Source organism: Staphylococcus sp. GDY8P47P (genome assembly GCF_016892225.1).
GTDB classification, from domain to species: Bacteria; Bacillota; Bacilli; order Staphylococcales; family Staphylococcaceae; genus Staphylococcus; species Staphylococcus borealis.
In genome coordinates, this window is sequence record NZ_JAFENV010000048.1 from 1 (window position 1) to 21,142 (window position 21,142).

The window sequence follows — 21,142 nt, forward strand, 5'->3', positions numbered from 1 at the left end:
CTAGAGTAGGACGTTGCCAGGCAAATCTTATGGATGAGATGAGCCGATATCGAGACCGTAAGGTCTCTTTTTTTATGCTTAAAATTAAAATGAAAATTTAATGATATAAATGTATAATGCTTTACGAAGAGAAAGCGTTTGAAGCTGATGAGTTGAGAAAATTGAGAAGCGAGTTTAGTAGAGCTAAAAGAGCAAGCAATTTTAGAAAAGGAAGAAAGATGCGAACGCTTGCCTCGAAGTAAAGTAAGGTTCTTAGCGTCGATGGTAGCTGATTTACGTTCCGCTAGAGTAGGACGTTGCCAGGCAAAGTAATGAGACCGTAAGGTCTCTTTTTTTATGCTTAAAAAATCAAACCGAAGGTTTAATGATATAAATGTATACGGCTTTACGAAGAGAAAGCGTTTGAAGCTGATGAGTTGAGAAAATTGAGAAGCGAGTTTAGTAGAGCTAAAAGAGCAAGCAATTTTAGAAAAGGAAGAAAGATGCGAACGCTTGCCTCGAAGTAAAATAAGATTCTTAGCGCCGATGGTAGCTGATTTACGTTCCGCTAGAGTAGGACGTTGCCAGGCAAAGTAATGAGACCGTAAGGTCTCTTTTTTTATGCTTAAAATCAAACTGAAAATTTAATGATATAAATGTATAATGGCTTTACGAAGAGAAAGCGTTTGAAGCTGATGAGTTGAGAAAATTGAGAAGCGAGTTTAGTAGAGCTAAAAGAGCAAGCAATTTTAGAAAAGGAAGAAAGATGCGAACGCTTGCCTCGAAGTAAAGTAAGGTTCTTAGCGTCGATGGTAGCTGATTTACGTTCCGCTAGAGTAGGACGTTGCCAGGCAAAGTAATGAGACCGTAAGGTCTCTTTTTTTATGCTTAAAATTAAAATGAAAATTTAATGATATAAATGTATAATGCTTTACGAAGAGAAAGCGCTTGAAGCTGATGAGTTGAGAAAATTGAGAAGCGAGTTTAGTAGAGCTAAAAGAGCAAGCAATTTTAGAAAAGGAAGAAAGATGCGAACGCTTGTGTTGAACTAAATGTACACAAATAACACTCCCATACAGATCAATGGGAGTGTTATATCATTAAATTAAAAGTGAATACAGCATCTTGTTTTCATTAATATAAATATTTGATGGATCAAAATTATGAACATTAAATTTGAGTTGATTAAGGTCATCATGATTTTTAAGCTGAATGCCAATAATAACAGTACCCGTATTTTGAGAAGTTTTCTTTAAGTATTCAAACTTAGTAATATCATCTTGTGGTCCTAAAACATCATTTACAAATTCCTTGAGTGCACCAGGACGTTGAGGAAAGTTAAGTATAAAGTAATGTTTCATTTCCTCATAAAGTAATGAACGCTCTTCGATTTCTTTCATACGATTGATATCGTTATTACCACCACTAATGACGCATACTACAGTCTTACCTCGAATTTCTTTTTTATAATTCTCTAATGCTGCTACACTTAATGCACCTGCAGGTTCTGCAACGATGGCTTGTTTTGAGTACATATCTAAGATAGTTGAACAGACTGCTCCTTCATCTACTTGAATATAGTCGTCAACATATTGCTTAGCAATATTAAACGTGATATCACCTACACGTGCTACAGAAGCACCATCTACAAATTTATCAATATGGTCGAGTGTAACAACTTTATTTTGTACAACTACTGATTCATACATGCTGCTAGCGCCAGTAGGTTCAACACCAATTATTTTAGTTTGTGGGCTATATTGATTTAAATACGTACTTATACCTGAAATCAAACCGCCACCACCAATTGCAGCGAATAAATAGTCAAAAGTAATAGCATCATGATTTGACTGATTCAAAATTTCTTTTGCAAGGGTGCCTTGACCAGCGATTGTGTTGACGTTATTAAAAGGATCAATGAAGGTCATATGATTTTGTTTAGTATAAGCTAAAGCTTCTTTTAAACAATCATCAAAGGTGTCTCCAGTTAGCACGATTTTAACATTTTTTGAACCAAAGAATTTAACTTGATTAACTTTTTGAAGAGGTGTGGTTACTGGCATAAATATGACTGCTTGTAAATTTAGTGCTTTAGCAGTATATGCCACACCTTGAGCATGATTTCCGGCACTGGCACATGTAATACCTTTTTCTTTAGCCTCATCAGTTAATACCGAAATGGCATTATATGCACCTCTAAGTTTAAATGAACGCACCCATTGTAAATCTTCTCTTTTTAAATAGACGTTACAATCATATTTTTGCGAAAGATAGAGATCATATTGTAGAGGTGTCTCTTTAACAACATCTTTAATTCGTAAATATGCATTATCTACATCTTTAGCATTTACTGTTGTCTTTACAGTCATAGTATCTCAACCTTTATTTTTATTTTCATATTGTTCTATTAAACCTTCATACGCCAATGTAATGGCGATATCATCTAGTCCATTTACTAATTTATGTTTCCATGTTTCATCGATTTTAAATTTGAATGATTTATTATTTGCTGAAACTGTCTGTTGTGGTAAATCCACTGTAATTTCTTTCTGAGATGCTAAATATTTTCTTTCATCTTCATTCAAAGTTATCGGTAGCATGCCATTTTTTGTACAATTCATATAAAAGATGTCACTAAAACTTCCAGCTATAATAATATTAAATCCATAATCTTTTAAAGCCCATGCAGCATGTTCTCGACTTGAGCCACAACCAAAATTATCTCCAGTTATTAAAATAGAAGCACCAGCATATTCAGGTTTGTTTGGATTAAAATCTGGATTATCTGAACCGTCTGGTAGATAACGCCATTCATCAAACGCAAATGGTCCAAATCCACTTTTAGTAATGCGTTTAAGATGAGCTTTAGGAATAATTTGATCGGTATCTATATTGTCGTTAAATAATGGTACAACTTTACCTGTGTAGGTTGTAATAGGTTGAATATCCATTGTTAAACAACCACCTTTCTAACATCTACAAATTTTCCTTTGATAGCGGCAGCAGCTGCCATAGCTGGGGACACAAGATGCGTTCTCGCACCTTTACCTTGTCTTCCTTCAAAGTTACGATTACTTGTAGAAGCACAATGAATGCCCTCTGGTACTTGGTCAGGATTCATACCTAAACACATTGAGCAACCAGGTTCTCTCCATTGGAATCCAGCCTCTTTGAATATTTTATCTAAACCTAACGCTTCAGCTTCTTTTTTAACAGATCGAGAGCCTGGTACAACGATTGCAGTAATCTTAGGGTGAACTTGATTACCTTTAACGATGTGACTAGCTTCTATTAAATCCGATAGTCTTGCATTTGTACAAGAACCTAAGAAGACATAACCTAAATCAATATCTTCTGCTTTTTGGCCTGGTTTAAGACCCATATATTGGTAGGCACGCTCATCATTAATATTTTTAATTTGTGGAAAAGGTGTATTAAAACTAACACCCATTTCTGGATTTGTGCCCCATGTCACTTGAGGTTCGAGATGTGTGACATCAAGTTGAATAACTTTATCAAATTGAGCGTCCTCATCAGTATATAATTTACGCCAATCATGAATAGAACGTTCAAAATTTTGAGCATACTTTCTACCTTTGACGTAATCGAATGTTGTTTCATCTGGTTGCATTAACCCATATTTAGCGCCAGCTTCTATAGCCATATTGCAAATCGTCATTCTAGCTTCCATGGATAACGCTTTGATTGTTTCACCCGTAAACTCTATAGCATAGCCTGTGCCAAAATCCACCCCATATTTACTAATAAGATACAAAATAATATCTTTGGCGTAGACACCTTTTGGTAGTTGACCTGTGACATCTATTTTTAAGTTTTTAGGTTTCGTTTGCCAAAGCGTTTGAGTAGCAAATACAAGTTCTACTTCACTTGTTCCTATGCCAAAGGCGATTGCACCAAAAGCACCATGTGTAGCAGTATGTGAATCACCACAGACAATTGTTTTTCCTGGTTGAGTAAGACCAGTTTCTGGACCAACCATATGAACAATACCTTGTTCGTCTGAACCCATGTCAAAGAGGTGAACGCCAAATGCTTTTGCATTTTTTTGAAGAGTTGTGATTTGTTTATTTGCAATTTCATCTTTAATATTAAAAATATCAATGGTAGGAACATTGTGATCTAACGTTGCGAATGTTAAATCAGGACGTCTTAATTTACGGTTCTGTAGTCTCAATCCTTCGAAAGCTTGAGGAGAAGTCACTTCATGAATTAAGTGCAAATCTATATATAATAATTGAGGTTCACCTTCATTACCGGTTAAAACATGTTTATTCCAAACTTTATCGAATAACGTTTGTCCCATAAAAGTACTCCTCCCTTATTCATAATTCTTTTTTAGTTCGTTAAAAATATCTGACGTAGTATATTGGCCATTTAAATCTGGTGTTGTTTTTCCGTCTTTAATTAACTGATATACCAATTGTTCTAGTTCTGATGCGGCATCCTCAAAGTTAAAGCTTTCACGCAAACACATTGCTAAAGAAAGAACCATACCAAATGGATTAGCTATATTTTGATTTGCAATATCAGGTGCTGAACCATGAATAGGCTCATATAATCTTGGCCCTTCTAAACTAAAACTAGCAGAAGGGGATAAACCTAGAGAACCAGGTATAGTAGAAGCTTCATCACTTAAAATATCTCCAAATAAATTTTCGGTTACAATTACGTCGAAATCGGTAGGTCGCGTAATTAAGTGCATACTACACGCATCAACTAATAAATGGTTTACTTCTACTTCTGGATACTCCAAGCTAACTTCATCGATTGTTTGACGCCAAAGTTTACTCGAAGCTAGTACATTTTCTTTATCAACTGATGTTAATTTTTTCTTTCGATTTAATGCTAATTCAAATGCAACCTTCGCAATACGTTGAATTTCATCTTTAGTGTATGTTAATGAATCTAATGCACTAAGGTCATCAAGATGCCGAGGTTGACCGAAATATAATCCGCTAGTTAACTCTCTTACTATAATAAGATCAGTTCCTTTGACACGTTCTTCTTTAATTGGAGAGAAGTGGCTTGTACCGTCTGTAACTTTAGTAGGACGTATGTTAGCAAATAATCCTAATGATTTCCGTAATGCCAATAAGCCTTGTTCAGGTCTATTATTAGGGTTTGTCCATTGTGGACCACCTACAGCTCCCAGTAAAATTGCATCTGCATTTTTACACGCTTCTAAAGTATCATCTGGAAGGGGAACACCCTGCGAATCTATGGCTGCACCACCAAAGTCATACGACTTCAACTGATACTCAAATTGATATTTTTTACTTATTTGTTCTAATAGTTCTAACGTTCCACTTAATATTTCTGGACCTATGCCATCACCGGGTAAAGCTACTATATTAAAAGGCATGATGATTACGCTCCTTATTTTGAATTTCATTCACATATTTTGCATGCGCTTCTACATATGCTTTGCAAGAGGCATATAATACATCATGGTCAATACCGATACCATTAACGGGATGACCCTCTATATTTAATGACACATGAACTTCAGCTTGAGCATCAGTACCTTCAGTGACTGAATCAATTCGATATTCAATGAGTTCACTCTTATGCTTGAAAATTCGATCAACTGCATTATATATAGCCACAATTGACCCCGTACCAATACTTGAATCTTGATATAACTTACCATGTTTATCTTTGATAACGACGACAGCACTTTGTAAACCGTTTGACACAAATTGTAATTGCAGTGTTTCGACTTGATATATTGCATTTTGTTCATGTTCAGTACCTTGAATCAGTGCGTGTATATCACGATCAGTAACACTTTTCTTCTTGTCAGCTATAGCTTTAAATTGTTTAAATAAGTCAACTTGATTTTGAGGTTCAATATCATATCCTAATGATTTTAATTTTTCAGCAAAAGCGTGTTTACCTGATAATTTGCCAAGCGGTAAATCATTTTTACGTATACCAACAAGTTGTGGTGTCATAATTTCATATGTTTCTGGATTTTTTAGAACGCCATCTTGATGAATACCAGATTCATGACTGAAAGCATTTTGACCCACAATGGCTTTATTTCTTGGTACACGTATACCAGCATAGCGTGATATAATGTCGGATGTATTTTTGGTTTCTGATAGATTTAATCGCGTTTCATTACCATAATGGTCTTTTCGTACATATAGTGCTAACGCTAATTCTTCTAGCGCAGTATTGCCTGCGCGCTCACCAATGCCGTTAACTGTTCCCTCTATTCGAGTAGCACCATTTTCAATTGCAGCTAAGCTATTTGCAACTGCCATTCCTAAATCGTCATGACAATGTGCACTATAAATAATGTCTTGGTTCGTCTTTATGTGCTCAATTAAGGTTTTAAAAATTTGACCATATTCATTTGGATAACTGTAACCAACAGTGTCTGGAATATTAATTATCGTTGCACCAGAGTCAACTGCCATTTGTACACATTTGATTAAGAAATCTGATTCTGTTCTAGTCGCATCCTCTGGTGAAAATTGAACGACATCGAAGTATTGTTTAGCATACGTGACATGTTCTTTAATTGATTCCAATACTTGTTCTTGAGTCATTTTGAGTTTATGCGTTAAATGAATAGGTGAGGTAGCTATAAAAACATGAATAACTGGTTTTACAGCATCTTTCGTAGCCTCATAAACAGCATCAATATCTGATTTCTTACAACGCGCTAATCCACATACAGCTGTTTGAGTTAATGTATTTGAAATTGCTTGAACAGACTTAAAACTACCAGTACTAGAAGCGGGAAACCCAGCTTCTAGTATATCTACACCCCATGTCTCTAACTGTTTAGCTATCTTTAATCTTTCATCAAAAGAGAAATTAACGCCTGGTGTTTGTTCACCATCTCTTAAAGTCGTATCGAAAATTTGAATATGGCTTTCCATCTTTAACAACCCCTTAGCTATTATTTTTGAATGCTTTTAGATTTAATGAATGGCATCATTTTTCTTAATTCACGACCAACAGCTTCAATTTCATGACCGTGTTGTTGTTCGCGTAATTTATAAAATTCTTTAAAGCCATTTTCATTATCTTTAACAAAACTATTTGCAAAATTACCATTTTGAATATCTTTTAATACAGCTTTCATATTATCTTTGACATCCGGTGTAATGATTCTAGGCCCTGAAACATAGTCTCCATATTCTGCAGTGTTTGAGATTGAATAACGTACGTTTTCCATGCCGCCTTCATACATTAAATCAACAATTAATTTCATTTCGTGTAATACTTCGAAATAAGCTAATTCTTTTTGATAACCCGCTTCAACAAGTGTTTCAAAACCACTTTGGATTAATTTATGGATACCACCACAAAGTACAGCTTGCTCACCGAATAAATCAGTTTCTGTTTCTTCTTTAAATGTTGTTTCAATGACACCCGCACGCGTAGCACCAATACCTTTTGCGTAACTTAAAGAAATATCGCGTGCTTGACCAGTAGCATCTTGTTGTACACCGAATAATGCCGGCACTGCAGTCCCTTCAACGAACGTACGTCTTACTAAGTGACCAGGTCCTTTAGGTGCTACTAGGAAGACATCGACATCTTTCGGTGGTTTGATAACTTCAAAGTGAATGTTAAATCCATGTGCAAATGCTAAGGCATTTCCTGCTTCTAAATTAGGTTCAATTTCGTTTTTATATACATTGCCTTGAATTTCATCTGGTAATAACACCATGATGACATCAGCTTGTTTAACGGCTTCTGCGACTGGATACACATCAAATCCGTCTTCTTTAGCTTTATCAAAAGAATGACCAGGGCGGATACCTACAATAACGTCATAGCCATTGTCTTTAAGATTTTGTGCATGTGCATGTCCTTGTGAACCGTAACCTACAATTGCGATTTTTTTACCTTGTAATGCATCTTTCTCTACTGATTGATCATAATAAACTTTAGTCATAATACATTCCTCCAAAAATTTAAAATTTCAATATTTTGAATATTCTTAAAATTATAGATATACTAATATCTATAAAATGTGATGTTAGTCATGTTTTGTTTATTTGTACTAGCGCATCAATCTAGAATTTACTTTATTGCTGGTTGATAACTTGAACTTCTAATACACTGACTTGTTTTTGTAATTTGGCTACTAATATTTTAAAAATTGCTTCATCTTCAATATCAGCAATAATTTGCATATCAGAAATCCCGTTTTCTTCTGATGGCTTAACTGTCAGTTCGTTTATATTATATTGTAGTCGAACGAAGGCACTAGTAATTCTATTTAACGTACTTACTTGGTCTGTGACTTTTAACTGTAAAACGCGTTTCATTCTAATCCCTCCATTTCATGGTTCGCTTTGCCACTTGGAATCATAGGATTAACTGGTTCGGTAGGTGAGATTCTAACTTCAATTAATGCAGGCCCTTGATAATTAAATGCTTCATCAAGTGTCGCTGTTAATTTATCGGGATGATCAATTAAGTAACCTTTGACACCATAAGCTTCCGCCATTTTCATGAAGTCAGGTTGATCATTAAATACGGAATGAGAGAATCGGTGGTTAAAGAATTTGTCTTGCCACTGTTTGACCATACCTAAGGTTCCGTTATTAATAAGAACGATCTTTACATTAAGTCCGTATTCAGGAAGTAATGCCATTTCCTGATTCGTCATTTGGAACCCACCATCACCAACGAAACAGATAACGGTTTTGTCGGGTTCAGCTAATTGAGCACCAATCGCAGAGGGAATACCGAAGCCCATCGTACCTAATCCGCCACTTGTAACCCATTGACCATGATGTTTGAAAGGATAGAATTGAGCCGCCCACATTTGATGTTGTCCAACATCAGTAGTAACGATGGCTTCACCGTGTGTAATTTGCCCAATATATTCAATCGCCTCTTGGGGCTTACAAAATGTGTCATCAGCCACAGTATATTTAAAAGGATGTTTGCTTTTATTTTCAAGGCAATGTTGAACCCATTCATCATGAGAAGTTTCATTTTTAAACTTATGAGACAAAGCTTCCAATACCTGTTTACAATCAGCCACAATTCCTAAATCAGTGGCAATCACTTTATTGATTTCCGATTCATCAATATCCACATGAACAACAATAGCATTCGGTGCAAATTCATCCGGTTTGCTTGCAAGTCTATCATCGAATCGACTACCCAAATTAATTAATAAATCACATTCAGTTAAAGCCATATTGCTAGCGTAAGATCCATGCATACCACCCATACCTAGAAATAATGGGTTATCGTATGGAATCGCACCTAAGCCTAATAGTGTAGTCACTACTGGAATTTGATGTTTCGTTACAAACTGCGTTAATAAATCGTTGGATTGCGAATGATTTATCCCTGCACCTGCTAAGACTACTGGTTGTTTGGCCTTAGATAAATAATGAACTAATTGGTCAATGTCTTTATTCTGTGGTTCTTCAGTAACTTTGTAGGCTGGTAAATTCACGTCACTTACCAGTGGTGCAGTTGTTTTTAGTACACCCATATCTTTAGGGAAATCTATAACGACTGGGCCTTTACGACCTGAATTAGCTAAGTAAAATGCTTCATGAATAATTCTAGGAATATCGTTTACATTTTTAACTTGGAAATTCGCCTTCGTGATTGGTGTTGTCATAGAAAGTAAATCTGCCTCTTGAAAGGCATCTTTACCAATACCTGGCGTTGCTACTTGTCCTGTGAACACCACCAAGGGGAGGGAATCACAATAAGCATCTGTAATACCGGTAATTGCATTTGTAGCGCCAGGACCACTTGTAACTACGACTACACCAGTTTTGCCAGATACTCTAGCATAGCCTTCAGCAGCATGTGTCGCACCTTGCTCATGTCTTGCCAAAATGTGTTTAATTTTACCATCATAAAACGTGTCGTATAAAGGTAAAACTGCACCACCAGGGTAGCCGAAAATAAAGTCAACATCTTCATGTAATAGAGCTTCAACTAATAGTTCTGAGCCAGCTCTTAGTGTGTGATTCTCGTTACTATTGACGTCTGCTTTCAGATTAGATTGATTTGAATGTGTCGTAGTTGATGAACTAACGACGTTACTTTCCATTTTATTTGCCATGATGAACAACTCCTCTAGTTAGATAAGATTTTCTGGAACTTGCATTATGCCACCAGTGTTCGCACTCGTAACCAAAGCGGTATATCTCGCTAGATAACCTGATTTTACTTTAGCTTTAAAAGGTTGGAGTGCTTTTTTGCGTTGATCAAGTTCTTCTGCAGTTTGATTAACATCTAAAGTGCGATTGATTAAATCAATCGTGATTTCATCACCGTCTTTAATGAGGCCAATAGGACCACCTGATGCGGCTTCTGGTGAAATATGTCCAACAGCAATACCTCTTGTTGCTCCAGAAAATCTGCCATCAGTAATTAATGCAACGTCTTTACCTAACCCTCTACCTACAATTGAAGAGGTAGGTGCTAACATTTCAGGCATTCCTGGTCCTCCTTTAGGTCCTTCGTAACGTATAACAACGACGTGACCTTCACGAACGATTTTGTTATCAATGGCCTCGACTGCTTCATCATGTGAGTTGAAACATACCGCTTTACCAGTGAATGTTTTGATAGAAGGGTCAACACCACCAACTTTAATTACCGCACCTTTAGGCGCAATATTTCCAAATAAGATAGAGAGCCCACCTTGTTTATCATATGGATTGTCGAGTGAGTGAATGACCTCAAAGTTTTTAATCTCTTTACCTTCATTATTTTCACGAAGCGTTTGTCCAGTCACTGTAAGTCTATCTGGGTGTAGAGTGCCTTCTTTTTTCATTAATTCATTTATGATAGCTGGACAACCACCAGCTTCGTGTACATCGTGCATTGAATATGATGAACTTGGTGCAATCTTAGATAAATAAGGCGTTCTCTTAGCAATTTCATTGATACGCTCTAAGTCATAATCAATGCCCGCTTCATTTGCTATCGCTAAAGTATGTAATACCGTGTTAGTGGAACCACCCATTGCCATGTCCAGTGCGAATGCATCGTCAATTGCTTCTCTAGTCACAATATCAAGTGGCTTAATATCCTTTTTAATATTATCAACTAATTTAAAGGCCGCTTCACGAATCATTTCTCTTCTTTGCTCACTAACTGCTAAAGCTGTACCGTTATAAGGTAGTGCTAAACCTAACACTTCCATTAGGCAATTCATTGAATTTGCTGTAAACATGCCTGCGCATGAGCCACAAGTAGGGCAAGCATTTTGTTCCATATCTAAAAATGCTTCTTTCGAAAGTTTACCTTCTTTAAAAGCACCAACTGCTTCAAACATGGATGATAATGTTAATGCCTTCCCTTGAGCAGATAATCCAGCTTTCATAGGGCCACCTGAACAGAATATTGCTGGTACATTGGTTCTTACGGCAGCTAATATCATACCAGGTGTGATTTTGTCGCAATTAGGAATGTAAAATACACCATCGAACCAGTGCGCATTAATAACAGTTTCAGCAGCATCTGCAATAAGTTCTCGAGAAGGGAGTGAGTATCGCATTCCGATATGTCCCATAGCGATACCGTCATCGACACCAATCGTATTAAATTCAAAAGGAATAGCGCCTGCCTCACGTATTGCTTCTTTCGCGATGTCAGCCAGTTCTCTTAAATGGACATGTCCAGGTACAATATCGATATAAGAATTACAAATCGCTACGAAAGGTTTATTCATATCTGTTGGATTTTTCAGTGCGCCCGTGGCGTGTAAAAGACTTCGAGCAGGTGCTTGTTGATCACCTTTTTTTATCATGTCACTTCTCATAAATAATTCCCCCATAAAACACATTAAGTTTGTTACACATAAAAAGACGTCCCAATTTGTGATTGGGACGTCTACAAGTCCCATTCAATGAGAAATAGGACTTAAACATTTAGTAATTGAAAGATACTAAAGTTCCAGCCCTTGAGAGTATAATAAAATAATTAAATTGTCAGTCGGATTATATGCTTGATGTGTCATTGTAGTCATTTTAATATACTCCTTCCTTGAATGGTTATATTTAAATAGTTAGAATTGTTTAAAAATTCGATAAACTTAATTTACTACACAGTGTTTATTAAGTCAATATAATTTTTAAGAATTTTCTAACATAAATCCTTTTTCAAATTTATGTTCCTTATAGGGAAATTGCTAAAGGAATTTGTTATACTTATTAAGTTAAATTGTTATGGCTTAATTCAATTGTGTTAGGAAAATTAAGCCATTTAAAATCAAAAATATAGCAATAGTAATTAGTTAATAAAATAAGTAGAGAGAGTGGGACTAATGATAACGATTAATAACTTGGATGAATTAGATCAATTCGCTAATGTGTTAGTTCGACACTTAAAGCCTGGTGATGTCATTTTATTAAATGGTGATCTTGGTGCAGGTAAAACAACGCTAACTCAATTTATAGGTAAACATTTAGGTGTTAAACGTAATATTAATTCTCCGACATTTAATATTATAAAATCTTATAGAGGTAGTCATTTAAAGCTACATCATATGGACTGCTATCGTTTGGAAGATTCAGATGAGGACTTAGGTTTTGAAGAATATTTTCAAGATGAAGGCATCACTGTTATTGAGTGGAGTCAATTTATTTATGATTTATTACCTGAAGAACGATTAATCATTAATATAGAGACTGTTAACGAAACACAAAGAACGATTGAACTAAATGGCATAGGGACACATTATTTGAACGTTAAGGAGGAAGTTGAAAGTGAATTTATTACTGATTGATACATCAAATCAACCGATGTCAATCGCAATCATGCAAGATCATGCCGTATTGTCTGAAATGACTACCGAAAATAAAAAAGATCATTCTAGTCAACTTATGCCTGGTATTCAACATTTATTTGAAGAAGCGAAAATTGATAAAAGCGAGATTGATGGTATTGTAGTTGCTAAGGGGCCGGGTTCATATACAGGTGTAAGAATTGGTGTTACAACTGCTAAAACGTTAGCATATGCATTAAATGCAAAATTATATGGCGTATCGTCTTTATTAGCATTAGCTGCCACAATGGATGAAAGCGACCAAAGATTATTGGTTCCTATTATTGATGCACGTCGAGAAGCGGTTTATACAGGTGTTTATCAATATGAAGAAGGAAAATTAAAGACAATTTTAGAAGATCAATATTTACCAATTCAAGAATTAAAACAACACTTGACTGATTTCAAACAGCCATTTGTCTATATTGGTAAAGATGCTGATAAATTATCAAACTACCTTGATGGAGAAATACAAAGTCACTTACCACATGCACCTGCAATGAAACCACTTTTAACTGAAAGTGAAGATATTCATACATTTGTTCCAAATTACATTAAATTATCAGAGGCAGAAAGAAATTGGCTAAACCAACAGAATCAGAATTAACAATTAGAGCGATGCAAGTCGATGATGTTCCTAATGTATTTGATATAGAACGTGACAGTTTTAATGATAGTTCATGGACGATAGATGCATTTTATCATGAATTAAATGAAAATAACTTTGCTAAATATTTTGTAATTCTTTTTGAAAATGAAATTATCGGATATCTAGGGCTTTGGATTGTTATTGATCAGGCTCAAATAACAACGATAGCTATTCGTAAAGATTACAGAGGATATGGGCTGGGACAATTATTGTTAAAATATGTTATGGATTATGCTAAGCATACATGTGAAGTAATGAGTTTAGAAGTTAGAGTTGATAATGTCATAGCACAACACGTTTATACTAATTTGGGATTTCAATTTGGTGGTAAACGTAAAAATTATTATGGAGAAGGCGAGGATGCAATGGTTATGTGGGTGAACTTAAATGAATAAAGAAACATTAATATTAGCAATTGAAACAAGTTGTGATGAAACAAGTGTAAGTGTCATTAAGGATGGCAACACAATTTTATCCAATATTGTACTTAGCCAAATTGAGAGTCATAAGCGTTTTGGAGGTGTTGTGCCAGAGGTTGCCAGTCGCCATCATGTGGAAGGTATTACAACAACTATTGATGAAGCGCTAATATCTGCAAACATTACGATGCATGATATAGATGCAATAGCTGTAACTCAAGGGCCAGGTTTAATTGGGGCATTGCTGATTGGTATTAATGCAGCAAAAGCACTAGCCTTTGCTTACGATAAACCGCTTATTCCTGTACACCATATTGCTGGTCATATTTACGCTAATCATTTAGAAGAACCATTAACATTTCCTTTAATCGCGTTAATCGTATCTGGAGGTCACACTGAACTCGTGTATATGAAATCTCATATGCATTTTGAAGTCATTGGAGAGACAAGAGACGATGCAGTGGGTGAAGCCTATGATAAAGTGGCACGAACAATTGATTTACCATATCCGGGTGGACCACAAATTGACAAATTAGCACAACAAGGTCAAGATACGTATGATTTTCCAAGAGTATGGTTAGAAAAAGATAGTTATGATTTTAGTTTTAGTGGTTTGAAAAGTGCTGTAATCAACAAACTGCATAATTTAAGACAAAAGAATGAAACAATTGTTAAAGAAAATGTGGCAACTAGTTTTCAAAATAGTGTCGTAGACGTATTAAGCACTAAAGCGATGAATGCATGTAAGGCATATAATGTGAATAGACTTATCGTTGCTGGAGGCGTTGCAAGTAACAAAGGACTTCGTCAACGTTTACAACAATTATGCGAAGCAAATAATATCCATTTATCTATTCCAAGTCCTAAATTATGTACGGATAATGCAGCAATGATCGGCGCAGTGGCATACTACTATTATCAAGCAGGCGTTACAGCTCATTTAGATTTAAATGGTGAAAATAACATGGACATAGAAGAAGCAACAATAGATGCTTAAATGATTTTAAAAATTTGTTTTACGATAAGAAACCTCTTATGAACGTTAGCATTGTAATGCCTACGTTATAAGAGGTTTTGTCTTTTGATGAAACATCATTTGATAAAGGTCAATAGGGAACATTTGTACTTATCAACATTAAGTGTATAAGTTGTGGATAAAAGGTTCTTAACAATGTGGATAGCAGGTTAATTTTGTGTAAAAAAATGGTAAATGAATCAAAAATATCTTGTGGATAAGTAGGATAACTTTGTGGATAGTTGATATTATCACATTTTAACTGTTTATAACTTTTATTGAAATTAATTCAAAAAAATAGCTAAAAAGTTATAAAATACTTTCTAGCTATTTTAAGATTAATGCGTTTTAAACATTTTCTTGTAAATTTTCCCATTCGGTCATAACTTGTTCTAATTTCTGTTCGGTTTCTTGTTTTTGATTCGCTAATGATGAAGCTTTTTCAGGATTATTAAATACATCAGGTTGCGTCAGTTGTTCATCAATTTGAGCGATTTCATTTTCATAGGATTCAATTTTAGATTCACATTCTTCAATGAGTCGTTCTAATTTACGTTGCTCACGGCGTTGTTGTTTTTGCGAATCATACGTATTGATGGTGTTATTGTTTACGTTTTGATTGGAAACATCATTCTTGCTATCATCATTACGTTCATTTTCAAATGCTTCTAATGCAGCTGCTTCTTCTGTTTTCTCAATATAATATTGATAATCTCCAAGATACATCTGACCGCCATCTATATTTAAATCAAAGACTTTATTAGCTAATTGATTAATAAAGTATCGATCATGGGAAACGAATAGAATCGTTCCTTCAAAATCTTTTAATGCTTGTTCAAGCATTTCTTTAGAATCAATATCTAAATGGTTTGTAGGTTCATCAAGGATTAAGACGTTATCTCGTTGTAACATTAGGAGTGCTAATTGTAATCGTGCTTTTTCGCCACCAGATAAATCGTTAATAATTTTTTTAACATCATCTTGTACAAATAAGAAACGTCCTAATACAGCGCGTATGTCTTTTTCATTCATAGTTGGATATTGATCCCAAACATAGTCGAGAATTGTTTTGTTGGATTTAAATTCTGCTTGCTTTTGATCATAGTAGCCAATTTGTAGATTAGCACCAAAGGTAATATTACCGTCTAATTGATCTTGTCGTTGTGCGATTGTCTTAATTAGCGTCGTTTTACCTACACCATTAGGACCTATGATTGCGATATGATCGCCTTTCGTGACTTCTATGTTAATTGGAGATGTTATAGGCGCATCATAACCAATTTCAAGATTGCGAATGTGCATCACGTCATTTCCTGTATTTCGATCGAAACCAAATTGAATATTGGCACTTCTTGCGTCTAACATTGGTTTGTCGATACGTTCCATTTTTTCTAATGTTTTGCGACGACTTTTTGCCATACCACTAGTTGAGGCGCGTGTAATATTTTTTTCTACAAAGGTTTCCAATCGCTTAATTTCATCTTGTTGACGTTCATATTCTTGCATGCGACTTTCATAATACTTATCACGTTGCTCGATAAATTGCTCGTAATTGCCTACATAACGTTTAACGTCACCAAGTGCCACATCATAGATTTGCGTGACAATCTTGTCTAAGAAGTATCTATCGTGACTGATGATGACGATGGCACCTTTGAAGTATTTTAAATAATCTTCTAACCACTTTGTTGTTTCTAAATCTAAATGGTTTGTAGGTTCGTCTAATAGTAATAAATCTGGCTCATTCAATAACATTTGCGCTAATGATAATCGTGTTTTTTGACCACCACTAAAATCGTTAATAGGTTTATCAAAATCATCTTCGTTAAAATTTAGACCATGTAGAACTGTTTTGATTTTACTTTCATATTGATAACCATCGCGTTGTTCAAATTGATTGGTTAATGATTCAAAACGTTCCATATGTTGTTGATAGGCATCAGAATCATAGTCAGATGCATGATCAGCGAGCCAGTTCGTTTCTTCTTTAATTAAGCGTTCCATCTTTTTGAGATGTTCAAATGGTTTAGACATTTCTTCAAACACTGAAGCGGATGAATTAAGCGTCATTTGTTGGGTCAGGTAACCCATTCGTAAATTTTTAATTTTAGAAATATGGCCGCTATCGTAATCTTCAACACCGGCAATAATTTTCATTAAGGTTGATTTTCCAGCACCGTTACGACCTACGACTCCGATTCGTTCGCCTGTCTTTACTTCGAAATTCACACGTGTGAAAATATCATCACCATCAAATGATTTCGAAATGTCATTTAATTGCAAGAGTATCATTCAGGTTTCACCTTTCTATTTGTAAGTTTATTACTCGAAATTAAGTTGTATATTACTCTATATTTTACCGTATTACTTAGTTTCTTGAAACTAAGTTATTTATTTTTAAAATGCGTTAAGGTATAATATTCCAGTATTCATAATAGGACATAAGAAAATTTAAAAAAATTTAAAACGTATAGCACTCAAAATAGTTTGGATACATAGATTATAAAATTCAAACGAAAGGGGGGCATTTTAAATGGCTCAAAATAAATCTAAAATTCCACGGGCAACTTTGAAACGATTACCTTTATATTACAGATTCGTTAACACGTTAAAATCAAAAGGCATAGACAGAGTGAATTCAAAAGCGATTAGCGAGGCATTAAATATTGAATCAGCAACCATTCGTAGAGATTTCTCATATTTTGGAGAATTAGGGAAAAAAGGTTACGGTTACAATGTAGATAGTTTATTAGAATTCTTTAAAACGACACTTAGTGATAGCGATAATATACACATTGCATTGGTAGGTGTTGGTAATTTAGGTAGGGCACTTTTAACGTATAACTTTTCAATTCACGATGAAATGACCATTACAGAGGCTTTTGATGTTGATGAGCACATTGTCGGAAATAAGATTGGTGATGTGACTGTTCATCATATGAACGACTTAAAACAAGTTCTTGCTGACAAAAATATTAATGTTGTTATTTTAACGACGCCAGAAAGTGTAGCGCAACGTGTGGCAAATGAGTTAATTGATGCAAATATTAATGGTATTTTAAATTTCACACCAACTAGAATAGAAGTACCTAATAGTGTACAAGTTCATCATATTGACTTAGGTATAGAATTGCAATCATTGCTATTCTTCATGAAAAATTATTCCAATTAAATAACGTCACTTTTATTACAGCACTCTGGGACATAAATAATATAATAATGCTATTTAGCAAATTCACAGTAGCTGACTGAACTGATAAGGCGCTTAAATCAAGCTATTCTCAGTTCTAGTCAGGGGCCCCAACAAAGAGAATTTCACTTAGAAATTCTACAAGCAAAGCAAGCTGGGAGTGGACCACGAATTCAAAAGAATTCTGTTCCACTCCCGTTTTTTGTTTGCCAACATTGAGTGAATCAAATGCAATAATTAATAGGTCATGTGAAAAATCGCTAGAAGCATTTTATTTTAAGAAGTTGCCAAATTTAGTACAATTGATTATAATACCTTAGTAAAATAATCGGGAAAGGATGAATTAATAGTGATATGGATGATTATTAGTGGTCTTATCGTTGGAATATTATTAGGGTTTGTTATGCAACGTACACGTTTTTGCCTAGCTGGTGGCTTTAGAGACATGTATGTTCAAAAAAATAACAAAATGTTTTATGCTTTATTAGTAGCTATTACAGTCCAAAGTATAGGACTACTGATCTTAACTGGGTTAAATCTTATTTCAATACCTGATAGTACATTTCCAATTATTGGTACCATCATTGGTGCGTTTATATTTGGAATAGGTATTGTATTAGCAGGAGGCTGTGCTACAGGTACATGGTATCGTGCTGGAGAAGGTTTAATTGGAAGTTGGGTAGCACTCGTGTTATATGCAGTAACTGCGGCAATTACTAAAACAGGTGTGCTACTTCCAGTGATGACGTGGATAAATCAACCTACAAATATCAATGCCAATATGTCTCAGACAACGGGTATTCCAATGTGGGTATTTACTTTAATATTAACGATCATCACGATTATTTTTGTAACTAAAACGTTACGCAAACCTAAACCCAAATTTGCGGTTCCAAAGCTTAAGCAAAAATATAGTGGCTTGAGACATTATTTATTTGAAAAACGATACCACCCATTTGTAGCTGGTATAGCAGTTGGTTTGATAGCATTAATTGCTTGGCCGATGAGTATGTCAACTGGTAGAGATTATGGTTTAGGCATCACAACACCATCAGCAAACTTAATTACGTTTTTAATTACAGGAGATACTCAGTTAATAGATTGGGGTGTACTATTAATATTAGGTATCTTTTTAGGGTCATATATCGCTGCTAGAGGATCACGTGAATTCAAATGGCGATTACCTGATAAGAAGACGATTCGTAATAGTGCTATTGGTGGTATTTGCATGGGATTCGGGGCCTCAGTAGCAGGTGGTTGTTCAATTGGTAATGGCTTAGTAGAAACAGCTATTATGTCTTGGAAAGGCTGGATTGCACTAGGTTCTATGATTTTAGGTGTATGGTTTATGAGTTACTTTATTTTTATTAGACCAATGAAAAAGTTAGAAAAACAAACATCACAATCTCAAAATACTGCAGTTCCAAAACAAACACAAACAACATAATTAATTGGAGGAATAACAATGTTATATGAATTAGGTACAGTAGGTATGGTATGTCCATTTCCACTTATTGAAGCACAAAAGAAAATGCAAACATTAGATAATGGTGATGAACTTAAAATAGATTTCGATTGTACGCAAGCAACAGAAGCTATTCCAAATTGGGCGGCTGAACAAGGTTATCCAGTTACGAATTATGAACAATTAGATGATGCATCTTGGACAATTACAATTCAAAAAGCTTAAATTTAAATAAGTGATTAAAACACTGTTATATTATGTAACATATTGTGTCATTTTATCTTACGTATTTTTGCTATTTCTTTGAAGTATCATTATGATATTTTCAAAGGAAGTGGTAATTATGAAGATGGATGACACAATTTTTTTATTTCTTTGCACTTTACTTGTTTGGGTTATGACCCCTGGGCTTAGCTTGTTTTATGGTGGTCTAGTTCAATCAAAGAATGTCCTAAACACAGTTATGCAAAGTATGGCAGCAATGATTATCGTGACGTTTACATGGGTTACATTAGGTTTTTCATTAAGTTTTGGAACAGGCAATGCTTTTATAGGTAATTTCGATTTGATTGGGTTACAACATGTTGGTTTTGCAGTCAATGACCAATTAAGTCCACACATCCCGTTTGCATTATTTATGTTGTTCCAAATGATGTTTTGCACAATAGCAGTTTCAATACTTTCAGGTTCAATTGCTGAACGTATGAAATTCTTTCCGTTTATTATTTTTATATTCTTATGGGTGATTTTGATATATAGCCCAGTTGCGCATTGGGTATGGGGCGGAGGATGGATACAACAACTTGGTGCTTTAGATTACGCTGGTGGTACAGTTGTACATATCACATCTGGTCTCTCAGGCCTTATTTTAGCGATTATGATAGGTAATGGTAAAAAAATTGAAAAAATACAGCCACATAATCTTTTAATCACTTTAATTGGTGGTATTTTAGTTTGGATTGGTTGGTATGGTTTTAACACAGGAAGTGCATATACGTTAAATGATGTTGCACTAACATCATTTGTAAATACAATTATCGCGGCAAGTGGTGGTGCGTTTAGTTGGTTAATCATTGAGTACCTTATGACTAAGAAAATAAGCCTACTAGGCTTATTATCAGGTGTCTTAGCTGGCTTAGTCGCTATTACACCTGCAGCAGGCTATGTGAATTATTTTAATGCATTTGTTATTGCATTTGCGGGTGGCATCGTTTGTTATTTCGTTATTAATGTGATTAAAGTGAAGTATAAATATAACGATACACTTGATGCTTTTGGTATTCATGGTGCAGGAGGTATCGTTGGTGCTATTCTTACTGGCGTGTTTCAATCACAACATGTTAATCATGATATATCAAACGGATTTATCTATAACGGAGACATTCACTCAGTGTTGATTCAAGTTATAGCTGTGCTCGTGGTTTTATGTTACACGGTGGTTTTAACTTGGATTATAGGTAAGATTTTACAAAGTATCATGCCTATTGCAACCACTGAAGAAGAAGATAAGACAGGATTAGATCAACTTGTTCATGGTGAGAAAGCGTATTTTTATGGCGAATTAAACAAACTGAATAAAAGATATTGATAGTTTTATTAGTGATTCATATACTAAACAGTATTTTA

General features: G+C 34.9%; 18 protein-coding genes. 8 read left to right on the top strand and 10 right to left on the bottom strand.

Annotated features, from left to right (window positions below):
• Positions 1 to 1,079: 1,079 nt before the first annotated feature.
• From ilvA to ilvD, 9 genes are all read right to left on the bottom strand, one after another.
• On the bottom strand, positions 1,080 to 2,348 hold the full coding sequence (ilvA, locus tag JVV30_RS12695) for a threonine ammonia-lyase IlvA (protein ID WP_204194340.1): 1,269 nt from the start codon (positions 2,346 to 2,348) through the stop codon (positions 1,080 to 1,082).
• 6 nt (positions 2,349 to 2,354) lie between these two features.
• Positions 2,355 to 2,930 (bottom strand): 3-isopropylmalate dehydratase small subunit, encoded by a 576-nt coding sequence (gene leuD / locus JVV30_RS12700; RefSeq protein ID WP_070855063.1) that lies wholly within the window; start codon positions 2,928 to 2,930, stop codon positions 2,355 to 2,357.
• 2 nt (positions 2,931 to 2,932) lie between these two features.
• Positions 2,933 to 4,303: a 3-isopropylmalate dehydratase large subunit gene (gene leuC / locus JVV30_RS12705; protein ID WP_204194341.1), complete on the bottom strand. Its 1,371-nt coding sequence runs from the start codon at positions 4,301 to 4,303 to the stop codon at positions 2,933 to 2,935.
• A gap of 15 nt (positions 4,304 to 4,318) precedes the next feature.
• Positions 4,319 to 5,362 (bottom strand): 3-isopropylmalate dehydrogenase, encoded by a 1,044-nt coding sequence (gene leuB / locus JVV30_RS12710; protein ID WP_070855061.1) that lies wholly within the window; start codon positions 5,360 to 5,362, stop codon positions 4,319 to 4,321.
• Positions 5,352 to 6,893 carry a 2-isopropylmalate synthase gene (locus JVV30_RS12715; RefSeq protein ID WP_204194342.1) on the bottom strand — a complete coding sequence of 514 codons (1,542 nt, stop codon included), beginning with the start codon at positions 6,891 to 6,893 and terminating at the stop codon, positions 5,352 to 5,354. Before JVV30_RS12715 ends, leuB begins: the two co-directional genes overlap by 11 nt.
• Before the next feature lie 20 nt (positions 6,894 to 6,913).
• Positions 6,914 to 7,918: a ketol-acid reductoisomerase gene (ilvC, locus tag JVV30_RS12720; RefSeq protein ID WP_053030454.1), complete on the bottom strand. Its 1,005-nt coding sequence runs from the start codon at positions 7,916 to 7,918 to the stop codon at positions 6,914 to 6,916.
• A gap of 133 nt (positions 7,919 to 8,051) precedes the next feature.
• Entirely contained in the window at positions 8,052 to 8,294 is a 243-nt protein-coding gene (locus JVV30_RS12725; protein WP_053030452.1) for an ACT domain-containing protein, read from the bottom strand.
• The gene (gene ilvB, locus JVV30_RS12730) at positions 8,291 to 10,066 is read right to left on the bottom strand and encodes a biosynthetic-type acetolactate synthase large subunit (protein ID WP_070855059.1); all 1,776 of its coding nucleotides are present in this window, start codon (positions 10,064 to 10,066) and stop codon (positions 8,291 to 8,293) included. Before ilvB ends, JVV30_RS12725 begins: the two co-directional genes overlap by 4 nt.
• A gap of 18 nt (positions 10,067 to 10,084) precedes the next feature.
• The gene (gene ilvD / locus JVV30_RS12735; RefSeq protein WP_070855058.1) at positions 10,085 to 11,773 is read right to left on the bottom strand and encodes a dihydroxy-acid dehydratase; all 1,689 of its coding nucleotides are present in this window, start codon (positions 11,771 to 11,773) and stop codon (positions 10,085 to 10,087) included.
• Positions 11,774 to 12,277: 504 nt separating this feature from the next.
• Between ilvD and tsaE the strand changes: the two genes are divergently transcribed.
• Genes tsaE through tsaD form a run of 4 tightly spaced genes read left to right on the top strand, consistent with a single transcriptional unit; the run spans position 12,278 to position 14,843 of the window.
• On the top strand, positions 12,278 to 12,739 hold the full coding sequence (gene tsaE / locus JVV30_RS12740) for a tRNA (adenosine(37)-N6)-threonylcarbamoyltransferase complex ATPase subunit type 1 TsaE (protein WP_070855057.1): 462 nt from the start codon (positions 12,278 to 12,280) through the stop codon (positions 12,737 to 12,739).
• Complete coding sequence (tsaB, locus tag JVV30_RS12745; protein WP_053030441.1) at positions 12,720 to 13,385, top strand: tRNA (adenosine(37)-N6)-threonylcarbamoyltransferase complex dimerization subunit type 1 TsaB; 666 nt, start codon at positions 12,720 to 12,722, stop codon at positions 13,383 to 13,385. The genes tsaE and tsaB overlap by 20 nt, the downstream gene beginning before the upstream one ends.
• Complete coding sequence (gene rimI / locus JVV30_RS12750) at positions 13,358 to 13,822, top strand: ribosomal protein S18-alanine N-acetyltransferase (protein ID WP_053030439.1); 465 nt, start codon at positions 13,358 to 13,360, stop codon at positions 13,820 to 13,822. The genes tsaB and rimI overlap by 28 nt, the downstream gene beginning before the upstream one ends.
• Positions 13,815 to 14,843, top strand: a complete 1,029-nt coding sequence (gene tsaD, locus JVV30_RS12755; RefSeq protein ID WP_204194343.1) for a tRNA (adenosine(37)-N6)-threonylcarbamoyltransferase complex transferase subunit TsaD — start codon at positions 13,815 to 13,817, stop codon at positions 14,841 to 14,843. Before rimI ends, tsaD begins: the two co-directional genes overlap by 8 nt.
• A 366-nt stretch (positions 14,844 to 15,209) precedes the next feature.
• Here tsaD and JVV30_RS12760 read toward each other — a convergent pair whose 3' ends face one another.
• The gene (locus JVV30_RS12760) at positions 15,210 to 17,153 is read right to left on the bottom strand and encodes an ABC-F family ATP-binding cassette domain-containing protein (RefSeq protein ID WP_204194344.1); all 1,944 of its coding nucleotides are present in this window, start codon (positions 17,151 to 17,153) and stop codon (positions 15,210 to 15,212) included.
• Positions 17,154 to 17,394: 241 nt separating this feature from the next.
• Here JVV30_RS12760 and JVV30_RS12765 point away from each other — a divergent pair, with 241 nt between their 5' ends.
• The 4 genes from JVV30_RS12765 (at position 17,395) to JVV30_RS12780 (ending at position 21,104) form a co-directional block, all read left to right on the top strand.
• On the top strand, positions 17,395 to 18,033 hold the full coding sequence (locus tag JVV30_RS12765; protein ID WP_070855054.1) for a redox-sensing transcriptional repressor Rex: 639 nt from the start codon (positions 17,395 to 17,397) through the stop codon (positions 18,031 to 18,033).
• 367 nt (positions 18,034 to 18,400) lie between these two features.
• Positions 18,401 to 19,498, top strand: coding sequence for a YeeE/YedE family protein (locus JVV30_RS12770; protein WP_070855053.1), 1,098 nt, complete (start codon positions 18,401 to 18,403; stop codon positions 19,496 to 19,498).
• An 18-nt stretch (positions 19,499 to 19,516) separates the two neighbouring features.
• Entirely contained in the window at positions 19,517 to 19,741 is a 225-nt protein-coding gene (locus tag JVV30_RS12775; protein ID WP_011275296.1) for a sulfurtransferase TusA family protein, read from the top strand.
• Between the two features lie 118 nt (positions 19,742 to 19,859).
• On the top strand, positions 19,860 to 21,104 hold the full coding sequence (locus JVV30_RS12780; RefSeq protein ID WP_070855052.1) for an ammonium transporter: 1,245 nt from the start codon (positions 19,860 to 19,862) through the stop codon (positions 21,102 to 21,104).
• The last annotated feature ends 38 nt before the right edge of the window (positions 21,105 to 21,142 follow it).

Bases quoted from the DNA above. Each gene is read 5' to 3' on its own strand.
- JVV30_RS12780 (WP_070855052.1), top strand. From the start codon at position 19,860: ATGAAGATGGATGACACAATTTTTTTATTTCTTTGCACTTTACTTGTT.
- JVV30_RS12775 (WP_011275296.1), top strand. From the start codon at position 19,517: ATGTTATATGAATTAGGTACAGTAGGTATGGTATGTCCATTTCCACTT.
- JVV30_RS12715 (WP_204194342.1), bottom strand. From the start codon at position 6,893: ATGGAAAGCCATATTCAAATTTTCGATACGACTTTAAGAGATGGTGAA.
- leuD (WP_070855063.1), bottom strand. From the start codon at position 2,930: ATGGATATTCAACCTATTACAACCTACACAGGTAAAGTTGTACCATTA.
- leuC (WP_204194341.1), bottom strand. From the start codon at position 4,303: ATGGGACAAACGTTATTCGATAAAGTTTGGAATAAACATGTTTTAACC.
- ilvB (WP_070855059.1), bottom strand. From the start codon at position 10,066: ATGGCAAATAAAATGGAAAGTAACGTCGTTAGTTCATCAACTACGACA.
- ilvC (WP_053030454.1), bottom strand. From the start codon at position 7,918: ATGACTAAAGTTTATTATGATCAATCAGTAGAGAAAGATGCATTACAA.
- ilvD (WP_070855058.1), bottom strand. From the start codon at position 11,773: ATGAGAAGTGACATGATAAAAAAAGGTGATCAACAAGCACCTGCTCGA.
- leuB (WP_070855061.1), bottom strand. From the start codon at position 5,362: ATGCCTTTTAATATAGTAGCTTTACCCGGTGATGGCATAGGTCCAGAA.
- tsaD (WP_204194343.1), top strand. From the start codon at position 13,815: ATGAATAAAGAAACATTAATATTAGCAATTGAAACAAGTTGTGATGAA.
- JVV30_RS12765 (WP_070855054.1), top strand. From the start codon at position 17,395: ATGGCTCAAAATAAATCTAAAATTCCACGGGCAACTTTGAAACGATTA.
- JVV30_RS12725 (WP_053030452.1), bottom strand. From the start codon at position 8,294: ATGAAACGCGTTTTACAGTTAAAAGTCACAGACCAAGTAAGTACGTTA.
- tsaE (WP_070855057.1), top strand. From the start codon at position 12,278: ATGATAACGATTAATAACTTGGATGAATTAGATCAATTCGCTAATGTG.
- JVV30_RS12760 (WP_204194344.1), bottom strand. From the start codon at position 17,153: ATGATACTCTTGCAATTAAATGACATTTCGAAATCATTTGATGGTGAT.
- ilvA (WP_204194340.1), bottom strand. From the start codon at position 2,348: ATGACTGTAAAGACAACAGTAAATGCTAAAGATGTAGATAATGCATAT.